Raw genomic sequence first — 25,544 nt, 5'->3', positions numbered from 1 at the left:
GAGGTATAGGTGCTATGATAGGCATCACTCAGTCCGTGTTGGGGTTTGGGATTTTTCGCAATTGATCAGATCGCAAAAATCGGACTGAGTTCCCTCCAAGTGATCTATTATTTTGAAAAGTTATTTAGAGCGACATATTGGGGAATTTCCAATAAGGGTTATACAGGTAGACTTATTTCAGAGATAAAAAACACTAATATCAGCTCAGTAAAAAACTGGAAAATATTATCTACAATCGCTGTACCTCGTGGAATACCAGAAAAGAATATTAAAATTCATAAAAATTACGCTGCTAAATTTAAAAATATAGTTATAGACAATAAACCTGTTAAACCAGTAATTCATGCGACAAAGAAGGCAAATATTACTACAAATTCTAATAACGCCACAATAGAAATAACAAGATAATACCATAACAGATATTTTAACCAGTTCCCGGTACGTTAAGGAACTGGTTATTTATTTTTAAGAATTTATCTCATCATAACTTTAATTTATAACGATATTAATAAACCCAACGACGTTAAAATCTATTGGGTATATACCTGTTATCTTTCAAGTTGCCTCTTTGTTGGCTGCACTCACTCACCCCGGTCACAGAGTTATCTATGCTCCCAGGGATTCGCTCCCTTGCCGTCGCGATCCATCTTGAAATCTATTGGGTATAGACCGTTCATGAGAATGTATTTAAATCCTACGGGCTTGCCAAAAAGCTTTTCTCCAGTAAACGTTATTCATCGATGAGCGGGTAACCCCTTTACTGGTTGATGCATGAATAAACTGATTGTTGGCATCATAAATGCCAACGTGTAACCCATGCTCACCACTACCTGTCTTGAAAAAGACTAAATCACCCGGCATTAAATCACTTTTATCAATGCGGGTCCCTAATCCTATTTGCCCACGGGTAGTACGAGGTAACTGAATATCAAACCGGTCACTAAAAGTACGGTAAACAAAACCAGAGCAATCTACTCCCCGATGATCCATCCCACCGTAATGATATGGTGTACCGTACCATTGCTTAAGCTGCTCCTTAAGCTGAGCAATTACCATAATTGGATCAGAAAGTGCTGTTTTTAACGCTGGTACTTGAGTCCTAGGGGAATGACTGGAACAACCAACGAGTACCAGGCTAAATAACAACAGTAAATCTTTTATTCTTATTGTCATAAATCCCTTCCCCACAAGACCCGAAAAATACCGTAACTTTATCCATCACTTAATCAAAAAACAAGGCTATATCCTACAGCAGAATAGCTAAATATTTATTTTGCGATTCGTTCTGGACGACTGATCAGCCAGACACCAAACAGGATAAAAATCACTCCTACTGTTTTCAATAATGTAACCGCTTCATTAAACCAAGGCATTAAAGCAGCCATCAAATATACAAATACATAACTCAGACTTATTAACGGATAGGCTTTATTTAATGGTAAATATTTCAGAGCAAATAACCAACACAGCATAGATAACAGATAGCCAACCAAACCAGCCATTATCGACGCAAGAGGATGACGATTACTCCATAACCATTCAATATCAAACCAATGCAAGAAGCTAAGGTTTAATGCCGGCAGATTTACCACCCCCCATTTCAATAATAACTGTGCTATTGTCACCAACAATGCACTCGCTAATCCCCAAATATACCCCTTCATTAATTCAAGCTCATCAACAGAATTCCCAACATGATACAAACAACCCCACCCCAGTGCTTTTTGCCTACATTTTCTTGATAGAAAAATTTACCCGCTAAAGTAACAATAATAAAGTTAATACTCAGCATTGGATAGGCAATTCCCAACGGCAATATCTGTAATAAACGCAGCCAGAACAGCATTCCGACAGCTAACAGAATCACTGCCCCCAGCAACCATTTCAAAGCTGATACCCGCTTATAAGTATCACTCTGCCAGCATATCACAGCCTGTTTCTGACACAGCTGACCAGCACATGTAAGCAAGCTGACCAGCAGTAATAGGGCAAAACCTATCACGGGCGTTTCTCATAGACCATAATAACAAAACGATAATTACGGCTGACTTGATCTGCTTTAGGTAAATCAGGTAATTCTTCATTTTTATACATATGAAGGAGTACTGATACCTGCCCTTCTTTACGGGCCTTCTCCAGCCATTGTGGAAAATCTTTATAGCTGATATGGCGATATTGACTATCTGGATAACTCAAGCCGTATTCCAATTCTCCCCAACGCTCAAGCATATAAATATCACTGCGTTTCATTTCCCACGCAGCACTGGTTGCAAGACCAACACTTTCCGAGAGAATATACCGGCTGTCTGCCAGTTCCTGACGATGCAGGTTAATAAAATTCTGAGGTAATTTAGAATTAATCGTATTTTCAGGCAAAGCATTACCAATCGCCAGGCTAACAACAATAGAACAATACGCAGCCAACAGCCAGTATTTCCCATTCAGCATAAAACACAAATAACCAATAATTCCCCAGATACCAAAGGCAACAATAGCTAAAACCCATTTAGGCCATTCTGATGGCTGATATAAAGAATGTTGTGTCACGGTTTCCATAGCAAACAAAACCATCACTGCCAACAAACCAATAAATACGTTAACCATTCCATTGATTTTCAGTAATTTCATCTTGCCATTTTTTGCGCAATCTACGCCGAACTTAGCCATCATCATTGCCAATGGCGCCATACAAGGCAAGATATAAGTTGGCAATTTTCCTTTCGCAATACTGAAAAACAATAATGGCACTGCAAACCAGCAAAGCAAAAAAAACATTTCAGGATTGGATTTTCTTTCTTTCCAGCCTTTCATCACCGCTCCCGGTAATAACCCCAGCCACGGGATTACACCAAGGATCAGAATAGGTATGTAATACCAGAATGGTGCAATATGCTGCGCATCATCGGAAGAGAAACGCTTAATATGCTCAATCCAGAAAAAATAATGCCAGTAGTCTGGCTCACGTTGAGCAACCGCAATAACCCACGGTAGACTGATGGCTATTGCCGAAATGATAGCAAGCGTGCCAAAATATGCCGTTTGCAGGAACCGCTTCTGATAAATGACAATTGGCAGCATAGCAATCACCGGAACAGCCAATGCCAAAAATCCTTTGGTCATAAAACCCATACCGCAGCACAAACCGAGCACCAAATAGGCTATAACTCGCTGTCTGGTACAGTCTGCTTTTAACGCCCAGAAACTACACACCATAGCAGCTGTCATCCACAATGAAAACATTGGATCGAGTACGCTATAAGTGCCAATCGCCAATACCAGAAACATTGAGATATAAATCAGACTGGTGACAAAGGCAATATGCCGACTTTGCCACATCATCATAGCCAGCCGATATAATAAAATTGCACTGATAAAAATACAGAAAACTGAACCAAAACGGACAGCAAAGTTATTATCGCCAAAAATCCATTGGCTGATGTTGTTAATCCAATAACCCGCTACAGGCTTTTCAAAATAACGAATGTCCAGCAAATACGGAACAATCCAATCCCCTCGCTGGAGCATTTCACGGCTGATTTCTGCATAACGAGTTTCATCAGGCTGCCATAACAGACGGCCATTAAGGGGTAATAAATAGGTAAGGACAAAAAAAAGAGCCATCAAAAAGGCCCCCACTTTACACGCCCGGTTATTTAACATAGATCAGTTAAACCTCTTGTTGACATCCTAACCACCCTTCTCTGCCGGGAAATTCAGAACGGACAATTCGCCCTACAGGAAGTCGCTGGATATTTTCAGGTAGCAGATGACTCAATGCACAAAATTGTATGTTTTCCCGGTGGACCATTTCCAACAGAGTTGCAAATCCTGTGGACTTGGACATCCCTTCCACTTCTGTATGGATGGTATATACCGGAATACCTTGGTCGTTTTTCATCTCATCAAGAATAAACTGATTAAAATCCTTATCCTTAATCTGAGTTCCTACAACTTCATCATAAGTTGGTAGTGTCACCGGAATTTGCACCGTACCGATAGTGCCATCTGGCAAAACTGGCCTGAATGGGTGCGTACCCCTGCAATCACTGTTGTAATCAAAACCAAATTGCTGCTTTACCGCCAGTACACGCTCATCCGCCCGCCAACCCGCTACAGCAGAACAAGTTACCCGTTGACCCGTTGCCCGGACCAAAGCATCCACCCCCAATTTAACCTGTTCTGTTAACTTAGTTTCAGACCAACGGCCAACTTTCGCCTGCCAACCCTGGTGATCCCATGCATGCAGACCAACTTCGTGGCCTGCATCCAGAGTCTGTTTCATCAAGTAGCCTAAATCCTTGGCTATTTTCTTACCTGGCCATGCAGTCCCCGCCAGTAAAATATCAAGGCCATACAGAGATGCCGCATTTGATCTCAACATCTTCCATAAAAATTTCGGTCGCAAAAGGCGCCATAAATGACGCCCCATATTATCCGGACCAACACTGAAGAAAAAACTGGCCTGAATCTGATGTTTTGCCAAGATTTTAAGCAACTGCGGTACACCTTCAAAGGTGCCCCGATAGGTATCTACATCAACTCTCAAGCCAACTTGTTTCATTATTTTTTCCCTAATTCTTCCACTTCACCACGCAAGAAGAAATCCAGTGTTTCATTTATCGTCTGTTTCATATCAATAGTGGGTTTCCAGCCTAACAACCGTTCCGCATTTTTAATACTTGGCTTACGATGCTCAACATCCTGATAGCCTTTGCCATAGTAACTTCCGCTTTCAATTTTTTTGAATCCAGCAAACGGAGGAAAATAACCTCTCAGCTCATGATTCTCAAAGCTATTAAGTAACATTTCTGCTAGCTGACGAATACTGGCTTCGTTAGTTGGATTACCAATATTGATAATCTGACCGTCACATAATCCATCCCGGTTTTCAATAATGCGGAATAACGCTTCAATACCATCATTAATATCAGTAAAGCAGCGCTTCTGTTCACCACCATCTACCAGTTTGATTGATGAACCCTCAACTAAGTTCAATATCAGTTGTGTGATTGCTCTTGAGCTGCCAATGCGCGCAGAGTTCAGGTTATCCAGACGTGGACCCATCCAATTAAATGGGCGGAACAAGGTGAATCTGAGTCCTTCTTTCTCACCATATGCCCAAATAACGCGATCCAGTAATTGCTTAGAGACAGAGTAGATCCAGCGTTGTTTATTAATCGGGCCAACAATCAGACGGGAATCATCTTCGTCAAACTCTTTATCATCACACATTCCGTAAACTTCTGATGTGGATGGAAAAATAATCCGTTTATTATATTTAACACAATAACGGACAATTTTAAGATTCTCTTCAAAATCCAGTTCAAATACACGCAGTGGGTTACGGGTATATTCAATTGGAGTTGCAATAGCGACTAACGGCAAAACCACATCACATTTCTTGATGTGATACTCGATCCATTCAGTGTGGATGTTGACATCACCTTCAATGAAGTGAAAATGCGGATTACCGATAAAACGCTCAATAGCAGAAGAGCCAATATCCATACCGTAGATATCATAGTTGCCATCACGCAACAGACGCTCTGTCAGATGATTACCAATAAAGCCATTTACGCCAAGGATTAATACACGCTTACGGTGGCTAATCTGGGATGTTGCCTTTGGACCAACACGGATATCAGTCACAATGCTCATCTCTGCTACCAGGCGGGTCCCTCGAACATATAAACTAGATTCACTTTGCCCACTGATAATTTCTAATGCCCCTTTTCCACAAGCAATAACCAGTGGATCTACCGACAATACCGTACCCGGCTGTTTGGTATGGACTTCATCTAACGGAGAAGCACGCCAGATAGTAATCTTGCGATCACCCAAGAAAGTAAATGCACCCGGATATGGCTCAGCCACCGCTCTGACAAGGTTGTTGATTTCCGTTGCTGATTTTCCCCAGTCAATCTCTCCATCAGCAGCAGTACGACGACCAAAGTAAGTTGCCTGACTTTGATCCTGAGGTGTTGAAGTATAAGTTCCTGCTTTGATCTGAGGTAATACTTGATCAAGCAGTTTTTCCGCCGCTTCACGAATTTTTCCGTGTAAAACCAGCGAAGTATCCGTTTCTGTAATAGCAACTTTATGTTGAGCAATAATATCCCCTGCATCCGGTTTCAACACCATCTTATGCAGGGTTACGCCTGTTTCCGTTTCACCATTTAAAATTGCCCAGTTAATGGGTGCACGACCACGGTATTTTGGCAACAGTGATCCATGCAAGTTAAATGCACCAGAACTCGCCAGTGATAAAATATCTTCACTCAGCATATTCCGGTAATAAAAAGAGAAAATGACATCCGGTTTTAGTTCACGGATACGTTCAACCCATAGAGGATGATTAACATTTTCTGGTGCAAAAACCGGAAGCTCCAAATCTGCACTCAAACGGGCAACAGAAGAGAAAAAATGGTTTTCAGTAGGATCATCTGTATGGGTAAATACCGCCTGAATATCAAACCCAGCTTTAACTAAGGCATTGATCCCGACACAGCCGATATCATGATAGGCAAATATAATTGCTTTCATTAGTACTCTTCCTGGTTGTCGTTGGTCTTTTTATCTCCGACCACTTTTTGAATAAAATAACGTGGGCGCGCACGGACATCGTTATAAATACGACCTATGTATTCACCTAATAAGCCCATCGCGACAAACTGTGCACCAATAAACATGAAAAGGATGGCAAACAGGGTAAAAACACCGTCTGCTGCCCATATGGCCCCAAAAATCAGACGTAAAACCACCAGCAATACAGCCAGCAAAAAACCAGAAACTGCAATCACGCTCCCTATTACGCTCAGCAAACGTAAAGGTGCGGTTGTCAGACAGGTAAGCAGGTCATACATCAGATTAATCAACTTCATGAAGTTGTATTTGGAATCACCAAATTCACGCTCCGCATGGGCAACATCTATCTCAATCGTTTTGCGAGCGAAAGTGTTCGCCAGAATAGGAATAAAGGTACTGCGCTCATGGCACTGCAACATGGCTTCAATAATATGGCGACGATAGGCACGGAGCATACAGCCATAATCGCCCATAGAGCGGCCTGTTGCTTTGGTGATCATCGCATTGATGATTTTCGAAGCTGTTTTACGGAACAGAGAATCCTGCCGATTAGCACGGCGAGTACCAACAACGTCATAACCCTGCTCAGCTGTTTTAACAAGACGAGGGATCTCTTCTGGCGGATTCTGTAGATCTGCATCAAGAGTAATCACTAAATCGCCACTGACCTGATTAAAACCCGCCATAATCGCTGAGTGCTGACCGTAATTACGGTTAAGCAAAATGGCAATAATATGATTTTCAGGTTGTTCCGCTGCCTGAATCAAAATTTCAGCAGATTTATCACTGCTGCCATCATCAATAAGAATAAGCTCATAGTTTTGAGTCAGTTGCTTACAGGCTGCTAAGGTTCTTTCCAATAAAAGAGGTAAGCTTTCCTCTTCGTTATAAACTGGAATAACAACAGAAACTTTTTTAATTTGTTCAAAAGACACTAAATCTGCGCTCCGGAAGAATTTCTTGTAAAGCATCAATTACACGATCCACATCGTTATCACTCATATCAGGAAAGAGTGGTAATGAACAAAGTGTTGCCGAGTTCCATTCTGATTCAGGCAACGACAACTGCGGAAAGCGTTCCCGATAATATTTTTGCGTATGTGCGGCTCTGAAATGCAAACCTGTGCCAATATCTTTTTCTTTCAGACATTCCATCAATGTGTCACGGTCAATGCCACATACATCTTTATCAACCCGTACCATAAGCAGATGATGTGCGTGCAAATGCTCATAATCTGGCGCATTCAACATCTGCAAGGGAGAATTTTTTAATGCTGTTGAATAACGAGCAACGATTTGTCGGCGACGAGCATTCATTGACTCCAATTTACTTAATTGCACCACAGCAATCGCAGCATGAATATCTGATAAATTATATTTGTAACCTGGCTCTACTACTTCCGCTTGTGGTTTCCTGCCCTGAATCTGACGATCAAAAGCATCAACACCTAATCCATGAAACTTCAGACACCGAATTCGCTCAGCAAGTTCATTATTATCAGTCGCAACCAATCCGCCTTCTGCACAGGTAACATTTTTTATGGCATGGAAAGAGAAAATAGCCGTACCCTGCTCACCGACCCATTCATTCTTATAACGGGTTCCTACTGCATGAGCAGCATCTTCAATCAATGGAATACCCGCATTCTGAGCAATTGCACGCAATGCGTCCAAATCACAGGGAGCACCAGCATAATGAACAGGAATAATGGCTTTAGTTCTGGGAGTAATCGCCCTTTCTACTGTTGCTGCGTCAATCATTAAAGTATTGCGATCAACATCAATCATGATCGGCTCAGCACCAAGCAGGCAGATCATATTTACCGTAGAAACCCAAGTCAGAGATGGAGTAATCACTTCATCACCTGGGCCAATACCCAATGCCATCAATGTCAGATGCATACCCGCAGTTGCAGAGGTCAACGCAACCGCATGTTTACAGCCAAACATTCGGCAGAAATCCTGTTCCAATTGATGATTTTCAGGGCCTGTTGTAATCCAGCCTGAACGAAGAACTTTTTCTACTGCCTGAATTTCTTCATCACCTAAAGCAGGACGGGAAAATGGAAGAAAACTTCCCATAAAATACAATCCGATTCGTTCATAATATAATGATATATTAGATGACTATATTTTAACGAATCATCAACGCAGGCACAGATTTAGCAAATTAAATGGAAATAAGGCTATCAAAACAATAGAATTCACTGTGGCATATATCAGACTGAATTATAATCAGGTAGAAAAACTCGCCAATATTTATGTGTCTTCTCAGATACACATTTGATATCAACGGCAAAAACTTCAGATAGCGTATTTTCTTTCATGACCTCGTTTGGTTTTCCATCTGCAACCAGCTGCCCATCGGCAAGCAACCAGATTCGATCAGCTCTATCATAGCTATGGTTAAGATCATGACCACTCATGACTACGGAGCCACCAAGTTCACAGAATTTTTTCACTAACAGATCAAGTGCTGCTACCTGAGCGATATCGAGGTTATTAGTAGGCTCATCCAAGAGTAATAGCTTTCCCTCCAGATTGATTGATGACCAAACTTGTAAAAAAACCCCCGTTAATCGAACTCTTTGCCATTCACCACCGGATAATCTCCCTACCGGTGTCTCCAGAAGCGTTCCTAACTTAAAAAAGGAACATAACTCTGACAGTACATCATCATAATTAACCGGAGGAGGTGTTAAATACAGCTGCAAATATTGAAAAACCGGCATTATTGGTACAGAAATAACTTGCTGACTCAACCATGCCCTATGACGTGCTAATTCGCAGGGGCTATATTCACTGAGACACCTTTGTTGCAAATAGATTTTGCCACTATACGGCAAAATACCTGCCATACAAGCTAACAATGTACTCTTTCCTGAACCATTCGGCCCAATAAGATGTACTTGTTCACCTTGTTGTATTGATGCTGTCAGCGATACTAATCGAGTTTGGACTGATATCTGCCTGAGAGTCATCAATTGACGGGGCATTTGCACTTGATTCACTTTTTAACTCCAATCTCTGACTCTTAATAATAACCAAATGAACACCGGTGCCCCCAATGTGGCTGTCACAACACCAATCGGCACTTCTGCATTAGTCAGACTGAGGCGGGAAAGCAAATCAGCCAGCAATAACCCATATCCCCCTGCCAGAACACATGCAGGCAGTAGTGTTTTATAATCCGTCAAACCGCATAAACGCAAAATATGTGGAATAACTAAGCCGATAAAGCTGATTGTCCCGGCAAGTGCAACACTTAACCCCACCAACAATCCAACAGCGAGTACAAATAAATTCCGCCAATAATAAAGCGAGATACCTAACTGATGAGCCTGTATTTCTCCCAATGAAAGGAAATTAAGCACTTTTCCTTGACTACTCAGCCAAATAATCAAAGGAAATAAAGCGACTACCAACCATTGCTGTCGCCAGTCTATTCCACTGAAACTACCCATCATCCAATACATTAGCTGGCGCAAATCCATACTGGTACTAAAATAAACCATCCATGTCATCAGTGCACCAGAAACAACACCAAAAGCGACCCCCACTAACAATAAACGGGCATTATTCAAGTGACGCTTTCTTGAAAAGATCAACAATATCATTGTGACAATAAGTGCTCCCAACACAGCACCAGCACTCAACAGCCAGAATGGAGCAATACCGTGAAACATCAGCACTAGAAACACAACAACAACACCTGCACCATTGCTGATCCCCAGTAGCCCTGGTTCAGCCAGCGGATTTTCAAACAATGCCTGCATTATCGCACCAGCCACAGTCAAACTTGCACCCACAGCGACTACAGCCAACACACGAGGAAAACGCAATTGCCACACAAACAACCGACCTGTTTCAGAAAACCACTTATCAGGCCATATCCAATTTTCTCCTGCACAAAGTGAGAGAAAAAAAACAAACAGAAATAAGCAAGTAAGAATTGCCAGAAAACGATAATCACGTCTTTTCTGACGAATCACTAATTCAGCAATGGAATAGGTAGGTTGCATTGGACATCAGCTCATAAGAGAAGATATTTTAAGAAAAAGGCCGCTATTAATGCGGCCTTTTTGATTTGATTATTCCTTAGGTGTGGCTTTCTCAACCCTGCTTTTTAACTTCTGACCAGGACGGAATGTCACTACTCGGCGAGCTGTAATCGGAATATCTTCACCAGTCTTAGGATTACGTCCCGGACGTTGGTTTTTATCCCGTAAATCAAAGTTGCCAAATCCAGACAATTTTACCTGCTCACCATTCTCCAAAGAACGACGCACTTCTTCAAAGAACAATTCAACCAGATCTTTAGCATCACGTTTGCTAATCCCCAGTTTCTCAAACAGATTTTCTGACATTTCAGCTTTAGTAAGCGCCATAGGTTCAGTCCCTCAAGGATGCTTGGAATCGCTGTTTCAGTACTGCAACACATTTACTAACGGTTGCAGCAATCTCTTCTTCTTCCAGTGTACGCGCGGTATCCTGCAAGATAAAACTTATAGCGAGGCTCTTATGACCCTCTGCTACACCTTTACCACAATACACGTCAAACAAGTTTATGCCAACTATATGATTTACGCCAACTTTCTTACATTCAACCAAAACATCTTCTGCTGCAACATTTTCAGGCACAACAATTGCGATATCACGACGGTTTGACGGGAAGCGTGAAATCTCTTTTGCGGCAGGAATCACGCAGTCTGCCAGCTTATCCCAGAGCACTTCGAATACCACGGTACGGCCATTTAAATCAAGTTTGCGCTCCAATTCTGGGTGAACAACACCAATGTATCCGATATATTCATTTTCCAGATAAATTCCGGCGCTTTGACCTGGGTGCAATGCTGGATTTACATCTGCTCTAAAAGAAATCTCAGATAATTTTCCAGTCAATTCCAGTACAGCTTCCAAATCGCCTTTCATATCGAAGAAATCAACAGACTGTTTTTCTAGTGACCAATGCTCTTCAAAACGATTCCCGGTGATGGCCCCCCCTAACACCAGCTCCTGGCGAATACCCTGTTCCGCATTTTCATCAGGAACAAAACGCAAACCAGTTTCAAACAAGCGCACACGGTTTTGCTGCCGGTTCTGATTATATACCACCGTTGTTAGCAAACCAGTCAGCAAAGACAAACGCATTGCTGACATATCCGCTGAAATTGGGTTAGGTAGCATCAGCACGTGTTGCTGTGGATGTAACAGTGCCTGAATTTTAGGATCAACAAAGCTGTAAGTAATCGCTTCCTGATAACCTCTATCGACGAGCATTGTTTTAACACGTTTCAGGGAAAGATCTGCTTCACGGTGTTTTTTCATGACAAGATCTGCACGCATCGGTACATCTGGAATATTGTTGTAACCGTAGATACGGGCAACTTCTTCAACCAAATCTTCTTCAATTTCCAGATCAAAGCGCCAGCTTGGTACAACCGCCTGCCAACAATTTTCTTGCGTAGTGACTTTACAACCTAAACGGGTCAGAATGTCACCAACTTGTTCATCAGGCACATAATGACCAATTAAACGATCCAGCTTTTCACGACGCAGAGTGATTGTCGCTGGTTTTGGCAATTGAGATTCATCAGTAGCATCAATGATTGGACCGGCTTCACCACCACAAATATCGACCAGTAATTGAGTCGCCCTCTCCATAGCTTTGTGCTGTAACTGAGGATCAACACCACGCTCATAACGATGAGAAGCGTCAGTATGTAAGCCATAACGACGAGCGCGACCAGCAATCGCCAAAGGTGAAAAAAATGCGCATTCAAGTAAAATATTTTGGGTTTCTTCATTCACGCCGGAATGTTCACCGCCAAAAATACCTGCCATTGCAACAGCTTGTTTTTCATCAGAAATAACTAGAGTATCAGCAGAAAGGTTGGCTTCTGTACCATCCAGTAGCACCAATTTTTCATCCTGTTTCGCCATGCGTACAGTGATTGAACCATTTAGACGTTCCAAATCAAACGCATGTAATGGCTGACCCAATTCAAGTAACACATAGTTAGTCACATCGACTATCGGATCGATGGAACGGATACCACCACGGCGCAATTTTTCACGCATCCACAGTGGCGTTGCCGCTTTCACATTAATTTTCTTAATTACCCTACCCAAGTAACGTGGACATGCTTCTGTCACTTCAACACGAATAGGGAAGGTAGCATCTGTTGTCGGTTTTACTGCTTCAATTTGCTGTTCAGATAATGAAATTTTATTAGCTACTGCTACATCACGTGCAACGCCAATGATACTCAGGCAGTCAGCACGGTTAGGTGTAATACTAATTTCAATTATGCTGTCATCTAACTTCAGATATTCACGCAGATCAACACCTAAAGGTGCATCAGTTGGTAATTCAATAATACCGTCATGGTCTTCTGAAATACCTAATTCAGAGTAAGAACACAGCATCCCTTCAGAAGGCTCACCGCGCAGTTTAGCCGCTTTGATTTTGAAATCACCCGGTAACACAGCTCCCACAGTTGCTACAGCAACTCTCAATCCCTGACGACAATTCGGAGCACCGCAAACGATATCCAGCAGGCGTTCACCACCCACATTCACTTTTGTTACCCGCAATTTATCCGCATTCGGATGTTGGACACATTCAACAACTTCACCAATAACCACGCCATGGAATCGACCGGCTACTGCCTCCATGCCATCAACTTCCAGACCAAGCATGGTCATTTGGTTAGATAATTCTTCACTGCTAATGGCTGGATTTACCCACTCGCGTAACCAGAGTTCACTGAATTTCATGAGATACTCCCGCCTTATTTAAACTGTTTGAGAAAACGCAGATCATTTTCGAAGAACGCACGCAGATCCGTTACACCGTAACGTAACATTGTTAGACGTTCTACCCCCATGCCGAAAGCGAAACCAGAATAGATTTCAGGATCAAGACCAACGTTATTCAGTACATTAGGATGAACCATACCGCAACCCAACACTTCCAGCCATTTGCCATTTTTACCCATTACATCGACTTCCGCCGAAGGTTCTGTAAATGGAAAGTAAGATGGGCGGAAACGGATCTGCAAATCCTCTTCAAAGAAATTGGTTAAGAAATCGTGCAATGTTCCTTTCAGATTGGTAAAACTGATACCTCTGTCAATCACCAAACCTTCCACCTGATGGAACATGGGAGTGTGCGTCTGGTCGTAGTCATTACGATATACACGGCCTGGTGCAATAACGCGAATCGGTGGCTGTTGGTTCTGCATAGTCCGAACTTGCACACCTGAAGTCTGAGTACGCAATAGACGTTTAGCATCAAACCAAAACGTATCATGATCAGCTCGGGCAGGATGATGCGCAGGAATATTCAATGCATCAAAGTTATAATAATCATCTTCAATTTCAGGGCCTGATTCTACAGAAAAACCTAATTCACCAAAGAAAGTTTCAATACGCTCTATTGTACGGTTAACTGGATGTAACCCACCATTTTCCATCCGGCGACCAGGCAGTGATACATCAATTTTTTCTGCTGCCAGACGGGAATTCAAGACATCAGTTTCCAGTTTTTCTTTACGGGCATTCAGAGCTTCTTGAACTGCCTGCTTGGCTTGATTAATAACAGCCCCTGCGGCTGGACGTTCTTCGGCCGGCAGATCACGCAGCGATGACATTTGGAGAGTTAAATGGCCTTTTTTGCCTAAATATTCAACACGCACCAAATCCAACGCAGCAACATCTTGGGCATCTTCTACGGCTGCTTTTGCTTTTGCAACCAGCTCAGCGAGATGTGGCATCGTTTTCCTCTTCCTTTGGCCTAACGGCCTGCTAATAATTATCGTTAATAACTTAATGACCCTATATGCCTGTCTCTGTTTTTATCGTGATAAAAACAAAAAAGCCTCCACAACGGAGGCTCAGGCGCAACTTTTCGTTTCTTTTCTTACGCGCAAAGCCTCCTGAATTCAGGCGCTAAAGTAAAAAAAGAAACGAAAAAAAGCGAAAAACATAATATTGGTTCTCTCAAAATGGTATTTTTCCTGACAGCGACATGCTAGTAAGCCACATTTTTTAGCAAAAGTAAAAGAGGGAGCGATGCTCCCTCTTACTACCCTAGCTTATGCCAGAGCGCCTTTTGCTTTTTCAACCAAAGCAGCAAACGCTGTTTTGTCAAATACAGCGATATCAGCCAAGATCTTACGGTCAATTTCAATAGATGCCTTTTTCAAGCCATTGATGAAACGGCTATAAGACAGACCATTCTGACGCGCAGCAGCGTTGATACGTGCAATCCACAGTTGACGGAACTGACGTTTACGCTGACGACGGTCACGGTAAGCGTACTGTCCTGCTTTGATTACTGCCTGGAAGGCAACACGGTAAACGCGCGAACGGGCACCATAGTAACCTTTCGCTTGCTTTAAAATTTTCTTGTGACGTGCACGGGCGACAACACCACGTTTTACGCGAGCCATATACTTCTCCTATCGTCTCTGAGTTCTAATCTAAAAAATTGCTTATGCGTATGGCAGACAAGCAACAACCAGGCCCAGATCACCTTTGGAGACCATGCCCTTTGGACGTAAATGACGTTTACGCTTAGTTGATTTCTTAGTCAGAATGTGACGAAGGTTAGCGTGCTTACGCTTAAAACCACCACTTGCAGTTTTTTTAAAGCGTTTAGCGGCGCCGCGTACTGTTTTAATCTTTGGCATTTTAATTTCCACTTCGCATTGTTAATTACAACGAATTAGTAAGGCGAACAAGCCCCAACCAGACAAGACCGACTGGAGCTTATTACTTGCTTGCCTAACTATTTCTTCTTAGGAGCGAGCACCATGATCATCTGACGGCCTTCTATCTTCGAAGGGAATGATTCAACTACCGCCAGTTCATCCAGATCGTTGCGAATACGGTTGAGCATTTCGACACCAATCTGCTGATGCGCCATTTCACGTCCGCGGAAACGCAGAGTGATTTTGGCTTTATCGCCATCTTCCAGAAAACGAATCAGGTTGCGTAGTTTGACCTGATAGTCGCCTTCATCGGTACCAGGACGGAATTTAATTTCCTTAACCTGAATAACCTTTTGTTTCTTCTTCTGTTCTTTGATTGACTTACTCTTCTCATAGAGGAACTTGCCGTAGTCCATGATACGGCAAACCGGCGGCTCGGCATTTGGGCTGATTTCAACCAAATCAACACCCACTTCCTCAGCTTTTTCAAGAGCTTCTCTCAGACTGACAATACCAATCTGCTCGCCATCTAAACCTGTTAAACGAACTTCAGAAGCGCGAATCTCTCCATTAATGCGATTAGGACGCGCCGTTTGAATTCTTTTTCCGCCTTTAATACTTTATTCCTCCAATTGATGAAGCTTACGACTGCGTATTTCTATAAGCAGTTTTTCGATGAACTCATTAACGCCGATGCTACCCAAATCTTTACCGCGGCGGGTACGAACAGAAATTTTTCCTGATTCGACCTCTTTTTCACCACAGACAAGCATATAAGGTACACGACGCAGAGTATGTTCACGGATTTTAAAGCCAATCTTCTCGTTTCTCAAGTCTGCTTTTGCACGGATGCCAGATTCTTGAAGTTTTTTTGCTAATTCCTGTACATAATCAGCCTGACTGTCAGTGATATTCATCACTACTACTTGCTGTGGAGCAATCCATGTCGGGAAGAAACCCGCATATTCCTCAGTCAGGATACCGATAAACCGTTCCAGTGAACCCAGAATCGCACGGTGAATCATTACAGGAACCTTACGTTCATTGTTTTCACCTACGTAGGACGCACTCAAACGACCCGGCAGTGAAAAATCAAGCTGCACAGTACCACATTGCCACGCACGATCCAAACAATCATACAAAGTAAATTCAATTTTAGGTCCGTAGAAGGCACCTTCACCTGGCTGATATTCAAATTGAACTCTGTTTTCTTGCAGTGCAGTAGCCAAAGCGTCTTCCGCTTGATTCCACTGTTCTTCAGTACCGATACGTTTTTCCGGCCGAGTTGACAGCTTAACAACAATTTTTTCAAAACCAAAAGTACTGTAAACGTCGTACACCATCTTAATACAGCTGCTAACTTCCCGATGAATTTGCTCTTCTGTGCAGAAGATATGAGCATCATCTTGGGTAAACCCACGAACACGCATTAAACCATGTAATGCACCTGAAGGTTCATTACGGTGACAGCTACCGAATTCAGCCATACGTAAAGGCAAATCACGATAAGATTTTAAACCTTGGTTAAAAATCTGAATATGCCCAGGGCAATTCATCGGTTTAACGCAGTATTCACGGTTCTCTGAAGAAGTGGTAAACATATGCTCACCATAGTTTTCCCAGTGCCCCGTTCTTTCCCACATCACACGGTCCATCATAAATGGACCTTTAACTTCTTGGTACTGGTATTCTTTCAGTTTGGTACGCACAAAAGTTTCTAGCTCACGAAAAATAGTCCAGCCATCGTTATGCCAGAATGCCATGCCTGGAGCTTCCTCCTGCATGTGGTACAGATCTAATTGTTTACCAATTTTACGATGGTCACGTTTAGCAGCTTCTTCCAAGCGTTGCAAATAAGTATTGAGCTGTTTCTTATCAGCCCATGCAGTACCATATATACGTTGCAACATTTTATTATTGCTATTCCCACGCCAGTATGCTCCTGCAACTTTCTGCAATTTAAAATGATGACAGAAACGCATATTTGGCACGTGTGGGCCACGGCACATATCAACATATTCTTCATGATTGTACAAACCAGGATGATCATCACGACCAATGTTTTCATCCAAAATCTGTACCTTGTAATCTTCACCACGAGCAGCGAACGTATCACGAGCCTCTTGCCAACTTACCTTTTTCTTGATGACATCATAGTCTTTTTTAGCAAGTTCCAACATGCGTTTTTCAAGCAGTTCAATATCTTCCTGCGTCAGGGCTCGGCCAAGATCAACATCATAGTAGAAACCATTATCAATAACTGGACCGATAGCCATTTTAGTATCTGGCCATAATTGTTTGATCGCATGTCCTAGCAGATGTGCGCATGAATGGCGGATAATTTCCAACCCTGCTTCATCTTTACAGGTGATGATGGCAATATTTGCATCTGAATCGATTAATTCACAGGTATCCACCAGCTCACCATTTACGCGGCCAGCAATACATGCTTTCGCTAAACCTGGACCAATGTCACAGGCAATATCCATTACAGAAACAGCACGGTCAAACTGGCGTTGGCTACCGTCAGGAAGGGTAATAACAGGCATTTAAAATCCTTATCTACAGTGGTGACCCACACGAAAGGTCACTTGAAGGAGTTTGATATTCAACTAAAATAACGATTTAAATTATTATCTAGTCAATCCATTAACGTTTGGTACTAAAATTGGTGCACAATATAAAAAGTGACTGCCTTTGATACCTAAACACCATGAAAATATACCACTAACAAACATTCAGGTCACTGCTATGTTTAGTCAGAAAATCAAAGGGTATAAAGAGTTAATAATCCGTATGTTAATAACACGATCATGGCTATACTAAAAAAACCCGCGCTCTGCTCTTGTTGTAGAATTAGATAAATACCGTGAGTTTGATATTAAAATCAATGTTAAGGGTAGTCTGCAATATTTGTGACAACTATCCTGACAACAAAAAATCCTTGAGGAAATCTTGCAGGGGACACAAGGATACAATTAAGGACAATTTCCAGCGCTAACAACAATGTAATTCAGCACCATTTTACTCAGCCCGTTATTCTACCACTGTCAGTGAACGATAAGCATTTTTCACTTTCCACAAATAGCGTGGAGCTTGGGCGGCAGGATGATTATCCTGAATATGCTGATAAAACTCATCCGGTGTCATACGATTTATTTTATTAACCGCTAACTGGCGATCTGTACTAAAAGTACGTAAAAGAGCACCTGCGCCATTTACGTAAGCAACGATAGTGGCATAGTAAAGAGTTTCAGGGTTATCAATACCTGCCAGATGCTGTTCTTTCAGGATGCTGATATAAGCAGTACCAAGATCAATATTGGTTTTAGGATCTTTCAACTCGCGGGTTGTCGGTTGACCAGAACGCCCCTTCTGCTGATATACATCTCGCCCTGCTGTTGAAGCTTTAATCTGCATAAGACCAATTGCATTCGATTTACTGACAGCATCAGGACGGAAACCTGATTCAACTTGAATAATCGCTCTGATAAGCGTTTCATCAACATCATACCGATTAGATGCCTGCTGAATAAATGTATCAAAAGGTGTCGGAGGGAAGTTAGCTGTGTTAGCAGTACCACCACTAAGCATGCGTTGCTGACTAGGTTGTTTGCCGAGATTGGTTTGCGGGTCATTCTTTTCGGCACAACCGACTAACAACACAATCAGTACTGCAAAGCTGAATCTTGATTTCACCTTAATAATCCTCTGGATCAGATTTATTAAAGCGCAGCATATACAATTTCGTTTACAACCCAAAAATATTTTTACTTAACTTTTAACTCTATTCGTGTTCATATCACATGGAATAACTATTGCTTAATTATTGTGATAGTCTATGTTTCCGAATTTTATCATCTTGACTTTACTTAAATGATATTGATAATCGTTATCATATATACTTATAACAAGTAAGGCTTGAACTCATGAAGAAAAAACGTTCTCTGCTCCCGTCCCCCATACTGGGAATAACTTTGATTCTCCTATCTATAGTTTTATTTAGCCAGCAAGCATCCGCCACCAAAAAATTCAAAGTCGTCACCACCTTTACTATCATTCAGGATATAGCACAAAATGTAGCAGGTGATGCCGCAATTGTTGAATCAATTACTAAACCAGGCGCTGAAATCCATGATTATCAACCTACCCCCAAAGATATTATTAAATCCCAACATGCTGACTTGATCCTGTGGAATGGATTGAACCTGGAGCGCTGGTTCGAGCGTTTCTTTGAAAACCTAAAAGACATACCAGCTGTTGTTATTACTGACGGCATTTTACCATTACCTATCCGTGAAGGACCTTATAACGGGAATCCTAACCCTCACGCATGGATGTCACCAACAAACGCTTTAGTCTATATTGAAAATATTCGCAAAGCATTTGTGAAATATGATCCTGAAAATGCAGAAATCTATAATGAAAATGCCAAAGCCTATGCTAAAAAAATCGCCAAATTGGATTCTCCGCTGAGAGAGCGTCTTTCCCGTATTCCACAGGATCAGCGTTGGCTAGTTACCAGTGAAGGAGCTTTTAGCTACCTCGCCAAGGATTATCAATTTAAGGAAGTTTATCTGTGGCCAATCAATGCAGAAGAACAAGGCTCACCACAACAAGTTCGTTATGTCATTGATACGGTAAGAGCAAATAAAATCCCAGTTGTATTCAGCGAAAGTACAATTTCTGATAAACCAGCCAAGCAAGTCAGTAAAGAAACTGATGCCCGTTATGGTGGTGTTCTTTATGTAGACTCACTCTCCAGTAGTAACGGCCCGGTACCAACATATATCGATTTGTTGAACAAAACCGTAGATACAATAGCAAAAGGATTTAATCAATGAATTGCAGTAAGCCGTTTGAACGTCCTCATTTAGTGGTTGATGATGCCACTGTGACTTATAACAACGGTCACACCGCTATTTATGACGCAAGTTTTTCTATCACTGGCGGTACTATCTGTGCGTTAGTTGGCATTAACGGTAGCGGTAAGTCCACATTGTTTAAGACTATTATGGGCCTGATAAACCCATCCCAAGGGAAAGTTACCCTGAGCGATATGCCTGTCAAAAGTGCTTTAAAGAAAAATATCATTGCATATGTACCCCAGACAGAAGAAGTTGACTGGAACTTTCCAGTACTGGTTTCTGATGTTGTTATGATGGGTCGCTACGGCAAAATGGGATTCCTGAGAATCCCAGGTAAAAAAGATCACCAAGCTGTTGATGAAGCGCTTGAACGTGTTGGCTTAACTGCTTTGCGCAACCGGCAGATTGGTGAACTTTCAGGCGGACAGAAAAAACGGGTTTTTCTTGCAAGAGCCTTGGCTCAGGAAGGTAAAGTTCTGTTACTGGATGAACCTTTCACCGGTGTTGATGTAAAAACAGAGAATGCCATCATTGATTTACTGTGTGATTTACGTGATGAGGGCCATCTGGTTCTAGTTTCAACACACAACCTTGGTAGTGTGCCTGAATTCTGTGACCATGTTATCCTGATCAACCGAACTGTTCTGGCAAGCGGCCCAACAGAAACAACATTCACCCAAAAGAATTTAGAAAGGACTTTTGGTGGAGTACTCCGCCATATCAATCTATCCGGACCAGAATTACATGATGATGATGACCCACGTTCTCTGACTGTCATTACTGATGATGAACGCGCGGCAGTGTTTTATGGTCATAACCACCATGTACCGCCGCGGCAAACTCAGCAAAAGGAGAAACGCTAACCATGATAGAACTTTTGCTGCAACCTTTTCACTATAACTACATGGTGAAAGCCATCTGGGTCAGCGCTATTGTCGGTGCCGTCTGTGCCTTTCTTTCCGCCTATCTGATGCTAAAAGGCTGGTCATTGATGGGAGATGCTCTTTCTCACTCAGTTGTGCCTGGTGTTGCCGGTGCCTACGCACTAGGTCTTCCTTATGCTGGTGGCGCTTTTTTTACTGGTATGCTGGCAGCCCTGTCGATGACTCTGGTTCGTCATATTACTCGCTTACGTGAAGATGCGGTGATCGGGTTTATATTTTCTACCTTCTTTGCTGCCGGCTTATTAATCGTTTCTCTTAATCCAACATCCGTTAACGTACAAACCATTATTCTTGGCAATATCCTTGGTATCGCTGATGAAGATGTTCTTCAGGTTGAAATCATTATTGCAGTTTCATTTATCGTGTTAATGTTTATCTGGAAAGATTTACTCATTGTGTTCTTTGATGAAACCCATGCACGTTCTATTGGCCTATCGCCCTTGAGGATGAAAATTATTTTTTTTACTTTATTGAGCGCATGTACAGTTGCAGCTTTACAAACTGTTGGCGCCATTCTAGTGATCGCAATGGTAGTAACTCCAGGAGCAACAGCTTATTTGCTGACTGACCGTTTTAAGTACCTATTAATAATTGCAATTGCTATTGGTTCCCTGACCAGTGCATTTGGCGCTTACCTAAGCTTCTTTCTTAATGGTGCCACCGGTGGTGTTATCGTCACACTGCAAACAGTTATTTTCTTATTAGCGTTCTTCTTTGCACCAAAACACGGACTATTCGCTTCTCGTATACGTGCCAGAAAAGAATCCTCGACATTGGCTCAGGAGAAGCAATCATGGATGAATTGATTCAACTAATCACTGAACCATTTATGTTTCCGTTTATGCAACGGGCAATATTCGCAGCTATTGTAACAGGCGCAGTGTGTGCGATGCTCTCTTGCTATCTGGTACTTAAAGGCTGGTCGTTAATGGGTGATGCTATCTCTCACGCAGTATTACCAGGGATTGTTCTGGCTTTTGCTGCCGGGATACCATTGGCTATTGGCGCATTTCTTTCTGGTATTTTTTGTGCTTTTGCAACAGGATATTTGAAAGAACACAGCCGAATAAAAGAAGATACTGTTATGGGAATTGTCTTTTCTGGTATGTTCGCTTTTGGTCTAGTTCTTTTTGCCCGAATGGATACCGACCAACATCTCACCCATATTCTGTTTGGTAATATATTAGGGATAACTAAAGATGAATTGAATCAAACATTATGGATTACCTGTATTACCATGGTGGTGGTACTGCTGAAACGCAAAGATTTCATGCTTTACTGCTTTGATCCTCATCAAGCGCGTGTAGTGGGATTGCCTGTTAAATTTTTACATTACGGCTTGCTTTGCCTGTTAGCAATGACGATTGTCGCCTCCTTGCAGGCTGTAGGAATGATTCTAGTCATTGCAATGTTGATATCGCCGGGAATTATCGCTTTCACGCTATGCCGCAGCTTTGATCGAATGTTAATTGTTGCTATTATTGCATCGGTCAGTTCCTGTGTTCTTGGTACACTTATTAGTTTCCACATTGATGGAGCAACAGGCCCGTGTATTGTTATTGTCCAAGCTATTTTCTTTACACTGGCATTGGTTTACAGTCAAATAAAACTGGCAAGAATAAAATCCAAACATAAAATGCATCAAGTTTCTCTGAAGATCTCTAACGAACCCAATCAATAACAAAAAGGGTTATATCCGTTTTGAGATATAACCCCGTTAATCATCTTTTTTACCTGATCATATATTTTCTCTGACTATAATTGTTAATTGTTTATAAAGTGATTAAGGGCGTAGAGAGGTGAACCATGTGGCAAGCAGTAAATCGTTTGTTGAATGAGCATTTCGGTGTTGCTGAAATTCGTGATAAAACTGAGTTAGTCGGAGGCGATATCCATCAATCTTGGCGAATCATTCATGGAGAAAGGCAAATTTTTGTCAAATCTAACATGAGGGAAATGCTTCCTGTCTTCAAAGCAGAATCAGAACAACTTGAGCTACTGGCACGCAGCCAAACTATCCGTGTCCCGGCTGTTTATGGTATTGGTAGTGATCGTGATCATAGTTTTTTATTACTTGAATTTCTGCCTTTAAAATCTTTTGATCCTCACAGTGCCTACTGTTTCGGCCAACAACTGGCCGCACTTCATCAATGGAGTGAACAACCTCAATTCGGCTTTGATTTTGACAATATGCTAGCAACAACACCGCAACCAAATGGCTGGCAACGTCGTTGGCATCAATTTTATGCGGAGAAAAGGGTTGGTTGGCAATTACAGATTGCGGCAGAAAAAGACATGATATTTGGTGATATTGATAATATCGTTCAAGCTGTAAGTAACAAACTCCAACATCACCATCCACAACCCTCACTCTTACATGGAGATCTCTGGCCAGCCAATTGTGCTTCTCTAGATGATCATGTAGTTGTTTTCGACCCAGCCTGTTATTGGGGAGATCGTGAGTGTGATTTCGCCATGTTACCATTATACCCAGACTTACCAATGCAAATCTTTGATGGCTATCAGAGCGTATGGCCACTCCCCATCAATTTCATTGAGCGACAACCTGTATACCAACTCTATTACTTACTTAACCGGTGCAACCTGTTTGGTGGTGATAATTTTGTTGCAGTTCAAAACATTATCGATAATATTCTGGCCGAAGATAGCCAATAAACAACTAATCAAGCTGCGAAAACATTTCATTCCGCAGCTATAACCATCGGAGAACTTACCAACCTAAAATTCCTAGTATAAAATAAGCGGCTACACCGATAATTACCGGTGAAATATATAAGATATAAATCTGACTGAACAGTGTATGATGAGGAAGTTTAATTCTTGATTCAATCTGCTCTCTTGTCAGACCATCGCTACCTTTAGCTCTTTCAAGAATAAGCTGATCTTCAATACTTTCACGTATAAACTTTACTTGCCTATACATACGTTGACCAGATGCACTCATGGCGAGACCAACAAAAATAAGGAAATAGATAATCAAAAAACCAAGAGTTGATCCTGTAAAATCAACCCAAAGATCAGGCGTTGGCGAATTTTTCCAGAAGAAATCCAAGAATGGAGTATTAAAACGCATCATTTCCGCCATCATTTTCAGAAAATCATCCAAAACAGCATTGATACCATCACCTTTAATACCTTGCTGCCAAACAAGATTGATCACAGAAACGATAGTCGATAAAAGTGCCGGAATAAAAATCACCCAACCTAAAACTCGCTTAATAATAGCGATATATCCAGCTTTCTGGTAAGTCATCAATATCCCTCGTAGTAATAATTTTTGTCTAATCATAGCCCATCAGTCATTAAATTTAACTTTATATTTAATTAACTAAGCATTTCTTACCATGTTCCCCATAAGAAAAAGATTTCATCTATTAGGATTGCTACAATCTGTTTTCGCTAACTATATAACCAGTGGGAGATGCTAATGTCCTTTCATTTACCAATAAAAGCAGCCATTTTTGACATGAATAATCTAATAATTAAAATATTAATATAAAACAATTAATTAAATAAAAATTAGCCAATAAAAATATCAAAATGTACACGCCTATGTACAAACAAAAAAAGCACTCATATGAGGTGCAGCGATTGGTTTTACGGTGTTAGGCGGGAAATTCTGAGATAAGAGGGAGATTGTGAAGCCGGATTAACCGGCTTCGCCCTGCCTGTTCAGCAGTAAGTTAATGCTAAACATATTTAAAAATACATGTCAATGATTACTCCGGCGCTGGTGGCCATTGAACATCAGGAGCCTGGTTCACATCGACACGAGTAAGCAGTACTCTGTATTTTCTCCACTCCAGCAATGCCTCTTTATCTGCATCTGTCGCAATCTCTAAGTCAACAGAGTCTTGTATCAACTCTATCGTGTTATTTGCTTGCTGTAACAGTGTTGCTTGTTGCTGCTTTGCTTCGTTGATTTGATGGGCTTTCAAAAGACCTTGGTCAACTACCCAATCCTTCCCATCCCACGTATCAAAGTCGGTGGGCGGTTTCTTGAATGTCAGTGTTGCCGGTAACTCACCGATTTCCGTAATTTCAATCGAGTTACGAGTCAGCGTGTCGTAAGCGATTTTTCCACGGTAATCGGGAAGTATTTCCCAATACTTGCTGTCTATGCTTCGGCATACTGCCTCGTCATGAGATTTAGGGAGTTCCGGTGCATCAGGATAAGCACCGGCTGATAAACTGACTCCAAGCATCACATATTCGATATCCGATGCTATGAATTCTCTCGTTATCTGATTCGAGTGATAAACCTTTATCCAGCCTGCTTGAATGGCTAATCCATCTTTACCCAATACAGCGGTTTCATGTTCTAAAGAGTATTTCTGTTCTGTCATTATGCTGCTCTCACTATGTAGTTAAAGGCGATATTGCGGGGGCGGGTTTCGTTTGCAGTACGT

At 41.8% G+C, this 25,544-nt stretch carries 26 protein-coding genes and 1 other annotated feature; of the genes, 6 read left to right on the top strand and 20 right to left on the bottom strand.

The window, feature by feature from the left end; all coding sequences use genetic code 11:
- Positions 1–99 precede the first annotated feature (99 nt).
- Entirely contained in the window at positions 100–408 is a 309-nt protein-coding gene (locus tag EAE89_RS20825; protein ID WP_214086520.1) for a YrpD family protein, read from the top strand.
- A 279-nt stretch (positions 409–687) separates the two neighbouring features.
- Here the strand turns inward: EAE89_RS20825 and EAE89_RS20820 are convergent, their stop codons facing one another.
- The 18 genes from EAE89_RS20820 to EAE89_RS20735 all read right to left on the bottom strand — a co-directional run bounded on the left by EAE89_RS20820 (position 688) and on the right by EAE89_RS20735 (position 19,001).
- Positions 688–1,173, bottom strand: coding sequence for a C40 family peptidase (locus tag EAE89_RS20820; RefSeq protein WP_054476122.1), 486 nt, complete (start codon positions 1,171–1,173; stop codon positions 688–690).
- Positions 1,174–1,268: 95 nt separating this feature from the next.
- The gene (gene arnF, locus EAE89_RS20815) at positions 1,269–1,664 is read right to left on the bottom strand and encodes a 4-amino-4-deoxy-L-arabinose-phosphoundecaprenol flippase subunit ArnF (protein WP_054476123.1); all 396 of its coding nucleotides are present in this window, start codon (positions 1,662–1,664) and stop codon (positions 1,269–1,271) included.
- Positions 1,664–1,999: a 4-amino-4-deoxy-L-arabinose-phosphoundecaprenol flippase subunit ArnE gene (arnE, locus tag EAE89_RS20810; protein ID WP_054476280.1), complete on the bottom strand. Its 336-nt coding sequence runs from the start codon at positions 1,997–1,999 to the stop codon at positions 1,664–1,666. The genes arnF and arnE overlap by 1 nt, the downstream gene beginning before the upstream one ends.
- Positions 1,999–3,660: a lipid IV(A) 4-amino-4-deoxy-L-arabinosyltransferase gene (arnT, locus tag EAE89_RS20805; RefSeq protein WP_149616916.1), complete on the bottom strand. Its 1,662-nt coding sequence runs from the start codon at positions 3,658–3,660 to the stop codon at positions 1,999–2,001. The genes arnE and arnT overlap by 1 nt, the downstream gene beginning before the upstream one ends.
- A gap of 7 nt (positions 3,661–3,667) precedes the next feature.
- On the bottom strand, positions 3,668–4,561 hold the full coding sequence (gene arnD / locus EAE89_RS20800; RefSeq protein WP_149616915.1) for a 4-deoxy-4-formamido-L-arabinose-phosphoundecaprenol deformylase: 894 nt from the start codon (positions 4,559–4,561) through the stop codon (positions 3,668–3,670).
- Positions 4,561–6,543 (bottom strand): bifunctional UDP-4-amino-4-deoxy-L-arabinose formyltransferase/UDP-glucuronic acid oxidase ArnA, encoded by a 1,983-nt coding sequence (arnA, locus tag EAE89_RS20795; RefSeq protein ID WP_149616914.1) that lies wholly within the window; start codon positions 6,541–6,543, stop codon positions 4,561–4,563. The genes arnD and arnA overlap by 1 nt, the downstream gene beginning before the upstream one ends.
- Positions 6,543–7,556, bottom strand: coding sequence for an undecaprenyl-phosphate 4-deoxy-4-formamido-L-arabinose transferase (arnC, locus tag EAE89_RS20790; protein ID WP_149616913.1), 1,014 nt, complete (start codon positions 7,554–7,556; stop codon positions 6,543–6,545). The genes arnA and arnC overlap by 1 nt, the downstream gene beginning before the upstream one ends.
- Positions 7,510–8,667, bottom strand: a complete 1,158-nt coding sequence (gene arnB / locus EAE89_RS20785; RefSeq protein WP_149616912.1) for a UDP-4-amino-4-deoxy-L-arabinose aminotransferase — start codon at positions 8,665–8,667, stop codon at positions 7,510–7,512. Before arnB ends, arnC begins: the two co-directional genes overlap by 47 nt.
- Before the next feature lie 137 nt (positions 8,668–8,804).
- Positions 8,805–9,581, bottom strand: a complete 777-nt coding sequence (gene btuD / locus EAE89_RS20780) for a vitamin B12 ABC transporter ATP-binding protein BtuD (protein WP_054476281.1) — start codon at positions 9,579–9,581, stop codon at positions 8,805–8,807.
- Positions 9,582–9,599: 18 nt separating this feature from the next.
- Complete coding sequence (btuC, locus tag EAE89_RS20775) at positions 9,600–10,607, bottom strand: vitamin B12 ABC transporter permease BtuC (protein ID WP_054476133.1); 1,008 nt, start codon at positions 10,605–10,607, stop codon at positions 9,600–9,602.
- 69 nt (positions 10,608–10,676) lie between these two features.
- Entirely contained in the window at positions 10,677–10,973 is a 297-nt protein-coding gene (gene ihfA / locus EAE89_RS20770; RefSeq protein ID WP_011146885.1) for an integration host factor subunit alpha, read from the bottom strand.
- Positions 10,974–10,977: 4 nt separating this feature from the next.
- The gene (gene pheT / locus EAE89_RS20765) at positions 10,978–13,365 is read right to left on the bottom strand and encodes a phenylalanine--tRNA ligase subunit beta (RefSeq protein WP_054476135.1); all 2,388 of its coding nucleotides are present in this window, start codon (positions 13,363–13,365) and stop codon (positions 10,978–10,980) included.
- Between the two features lie 14 nt (positions 13,366–13,379).
- Complete coding sequence (pheS, locus tag EAE89_RS20760; RefSeq protein WP_149616911.1) at positions 13,380–14,363, bottom strand: phenylalanine--tRNA ligase subunit alpha; 984 nt, start codon at positions 14,361–14,363, stop codon at positions 13,380–13,382.
- A gap of 94 nt (positions 14,364–14,457) precedes the next feature.
- Positions 14,458–14,582 (bottom strand) — a sequence feature (Phe leader region).
- Positions 14,583–14,684: 102 nt separating this feature from the next.
- Positions 14,685–15,041 carry a 50S ribosomal protein L20 gene (gene rplT / locus EAE89_RS20755; protein ID WP_054476142.1) on the bottom strand — a complete coding sequence of 119 codons (357 nt, stop codon included), beginning with the start codon at positions 15,039–15,041 and terminating at the stop codon, positions 14,685–14,687.
- A 42-nt stretch (positions 15,042–15,083) separates the two neighbouring features.
- Positions 15,084–15,281, bottom strand: coding sequence for a 50S ribosomal protein L35 (gene rpmI, locus EAE89_RS20750; RefSeq protein ID WP_006118955.1), 198 nt, complete (start codon positions 15,279–15,281; stop codon positions 15,084–15,086).
- A 98-nt stretch (positions 15,282–15,379) separates the two neighbouring features.
- Entirely contained in the window at positions 15,380–15,919 is a 540-nt protein-coding gene (infC, locus tag EAE89_RS20745; protein WP_072161797.1) for a translation initiation factor IF-3, read from the bottom strand.
- A 3-nt stretch (positions 15,920–15,922) separates the two neighbouring features.
- The gene (gene thrS / locus EAE89_RS20740) at positions 15,923–17,851 is read right to left on the bottom strand and encodes a threonine--tRNA ligase (RefSeq protein WP_054476146.1); all 1,929 of its coding nucleotides are present in this window, start codon (positions 17,849–17,851) and stop codon (positions 15,923–15,925) included.
- 487 nt (positions 17,852–18,338) lie between these two features.
- Positions 18,339–19,001, bottom strand: a complete 663-nt coding sequence (locus EAE89_RS20735; protein ID WP_054476148.1) for a transglycosylase SLT domain-containing protein — start codon at positions 18,999–19,001, stop codon at positions 18,339–18,341.
- A gap of 230 nt (positions 19,002–19,231) precedes the next feature.
- Between EAE89_RS20735 and EAE89_RS20730 the strand changes: the two genes are divergently transcribed.
- The 5 genes from EAE89_RS20730 (at position 19,232) to EAE89_RS20710 (ending at position 23,790) form a co-directional block, all read left to right on the top strand.
- Positions 19,232–20,146 carry a metal ABC transporter substrate-binding protein gene (locus EAE89_RS20730; protein ID WP_149616909.1) on the top strand — a complete coding sequence of 305 codons (915 nt, stop codon included), beginning with the start codon at positions 19,232–19,234 and terminating at the stop codon, positions 20,144–20,146.
- Positions 20,143–21,033 carry a manganese/iron ABC transporter ATP-binding protein gene (locus EAE89_RS20725; RefSeq protein WP_149616908.1) on the top strand — a complete coding sequence of 297 codons (891 nt, stop codon included), beginning with the start codon at positions 20,143–20,145 and terminating at the stop codon, positions 21,031–21,033. Before EAE89_RS20730 ends, EAE89_RS20725 begins: the two co-directional genes overlap by 4 nt.
- Before the next feature lie 2 nt (positions 21,034–21,035).
- On the top strand, positions 21,036–21,920 hold the full coding sequence (locus tag EAE89_RS20720; RefSeq protein WP_054476154.1) for a metal ABC transporter permease: 885 nt from the start codon (positions 21,036–21,038) through the stop codon (positions 21,918–21,920).
- Positions 21,908–22,795, top strand: coding sequence for a metal ABC transporter permease (locus EAE89_RS20715; protein WP_214086519.1), 888 nt, complete (start codon positions 21,908–21,910; stop codon positions 22,793–22,795). The genes EAE89_RS20720 and EAE89_RS20715 overlap by 13 nt, the downstream gene beginning before the upstream one ends.
- Positions 22,796–22,920: 125 nt before the next feature.
- Entirely contained in the window at positions 22,921–23,790 is an 870-nt protein-coding gene (locus EAE89_RS20710) for a fructosamine kinase family protein (protein WP_054476157.1), read from the top strand.
- 55 nt (positions 23,791–23,845) lie between these two features.
- On the opposite strand, the gene EAE89_RS20705 is transcribed toward EAE89_RS20710, so the two are convergent.
- Both EAE89_RS20705 and EAE89_RS20700 read right to left on the bottom strand, forming a co-directional pair.
- Positions 23,846–24,388: a YniB family protein gene (locus tag EAE89_RS20705; RefSeq protein WP_054476160.1), complete on the bottom strand. Its 543-nt coding sequence runs from the start codon at positions 24,386–24,388 to the stop codon at positions 23,846–23,848.
- Between the two features lie 466 nt (positions 24,389–24,854).
- Complete coding sequence (locus EAE89_RS20700; protein ID WP_214086518.1) at positions 24,855–25,481, bottom strand: tail fiber assembly protein; 627 nt, start codon at positions 25,479–25,481, stop codon at positions 24,855–24,857.
- Positions 25,482–25,544 lie beyond the last annotated feature (63 nt).

Origin of the sequence: Photorhabdus heterorhabditis (genome assembly GCF_018448905.1) — a bacterium.
Lineage (GTDB): Bacteria > Pseudomonadota > Gammaproteobacteria > Enterobacterales > Enterobacteriaceae > Photorhabdus > Photorhabdus heterorhabditis.
The sequence above is the reverse complement of the archived record's forward strand: the minus strand, read 5'-3'. Positions and strand labels throughout refer to the sequence as shown.

What these genes read in the sequence shown, in the direction of transcription:
- EAE89_RS20820 (WP_054476122.1), bottom strand. Translation starts at nt 1,173, where the DNA reads ATGACAATAAGAATAAAAGATTTACTGTTGTTATTTAGCCTGGTACTC.
- arnF (WP_054476123.1), bottom strand. Translation starts at nt 1,664, where the DNA reads ATGAAGGGGTATATTTGGGGATTAGCGAGTGCATTGTTGGTGACAATA.
- arnT (WP_149616916.1), bottom strand. Translation starts at nt 3,660, where the DNA reads ATGTTAAATAACCGGGCGTGTAAAGTGGGGGCCTTTTTGATGGCTCTT.
- arnD (WP_149616915.1), bottom strand. Translation starts at nt 4,561, where the DNA reads ATGAAACAAGTTGGCTTGAGAGTTGATGTAGATACCTATCGGGGCACC.
- arnA (WP_149616914.1), bottom strand. Translation starts at nt 6,543, where the DNA reads ATGAAAGCAATTATATTTGCCTATCATGATATCGGCTGTGTCGGGATC.
- arnC (WP_149616913.1), bottom strand. Translation starts at nt 7,556, where the DNA reads ATGCTTTACAAGAAATTCTTCCGGAGCGCAGATTTAGTGTCTTTTGAA.
- arnB (WP_149616912.1), bottom strand. Translation starts at nt 8,667, where the DNA reads ATGGGAAGTTTTCTTCCATTTTCCCGTCCTGCTTTAGGTGATGAAGAA.
- btuD (WP_054476281.1), bottom strand. Translation starts at nt 9,581, where the DNA reads ATGCCCCGTCAATTGATGACTCTCAGGCAGATATCAGTCCAAACTCGA.
- btuC (WP_054476133.1), bottom strand. Translation starts at nt 10,607, where the DNA reads ATGCAACCTACCTATTCCATTGCTGAATTAGTGATTCGTCAGAAAAGA.
- ihfA (WP_011146885.1), bottom strand. Translation starts at nt 10,973, where the DNA reads ATGGCGCTTACTAAAGCTGAAATGTCAGAAAATCTGTTTGAGAAACTG.
- pheT (WP_054476135.1), bottom strand. Translation starts at nt 13,365, where the DNA reads ATGAAATTCAGTGAACTCTGGTTACGCGAGTGGGTAAATCCAGCCATT.
- pheS (WP_149616911.1), bottom strand. Translation starts at nt 14,363, where the DNA reads ATGCCACATCTCGCTGAGCTGGTTGCAAAAGCAAAAGCAGCCGTAGAA.
- rplT (WP_054476142.1), bottom strand. Translation starts at nt 15,041, where the DNA reads ATGGCTCGCGTAAAACGTGGTGTTGTCGCCCGTGCACGTCACAAGAAA.
- rpmI (WP_006118955.1), bottom strand. Translation starts at nt 15,281, where the DNA reads ATGCCAAAGATTAAAACAGTACGCGGCGCCGCTAAACGCTTTAAAAAA.
- thrS (WP_054476146.1), bottom strand. Translation starts at nt 17,851, where the DNA reads ATGCCTGTTATTACCCTTCCTGACGGTAGCCAACGCCAGTTTGACCGT.
- EAE89_RS20730 (WP_149616909.1), top strand. Translation starts at nt 19,232, where the DNA reads ATGAAGAAAAAACGTTCTCTGCTCCCGTCCCCCATACTGGGAATAACT.
- EAE89_RS20725 (WP_149616908.1), top strand. Translation starts at nt 20,143, where the DNA reads ATGAATTGCAGTAAGCCGTTTGAACGTCCTCATTTAGTGGTTGATGAT.
- EAE89_RS20720 (WP_054476154.1), top strand. Translation starts at nt 21,036, where the DNA reads ATGATAGAACTTTTGCTGCAACCTTTTCACTATAACTACATGGTGAAA.
- EAE89_RS20715 (WP_214086519.1), top strand. Translation starts at nt 21,908, where the DNA reads ATGGATGAATTGATTCAACTAATCACTGAACCATTTATGTTTCCGTTT.
- EAE89_RS20710 (WP_054476157.1), top strand. Translation starts at nt 22,921, where the DNA reads ATGTGGCAAGCAGTAAATCGTTTGTTGAATGAGCATTTCGGTGTTGCT.
- EAE89_RS20705 (WP_054476160.1), bottom strand. Translation starts at nt 24,388, where the DNA reads ATGACTTACCAGAAAGCTGGATATATCGCTATTATTAAGCGAGTTTTA.
- EAE89_RS20700 (WP_214086518.1), bottom strand. Translation starts at nt 25,481, where the DNA reads ATGACAGAACAGAAATACTCTTTAGAACATGAAACCGCTGTATTGGGT.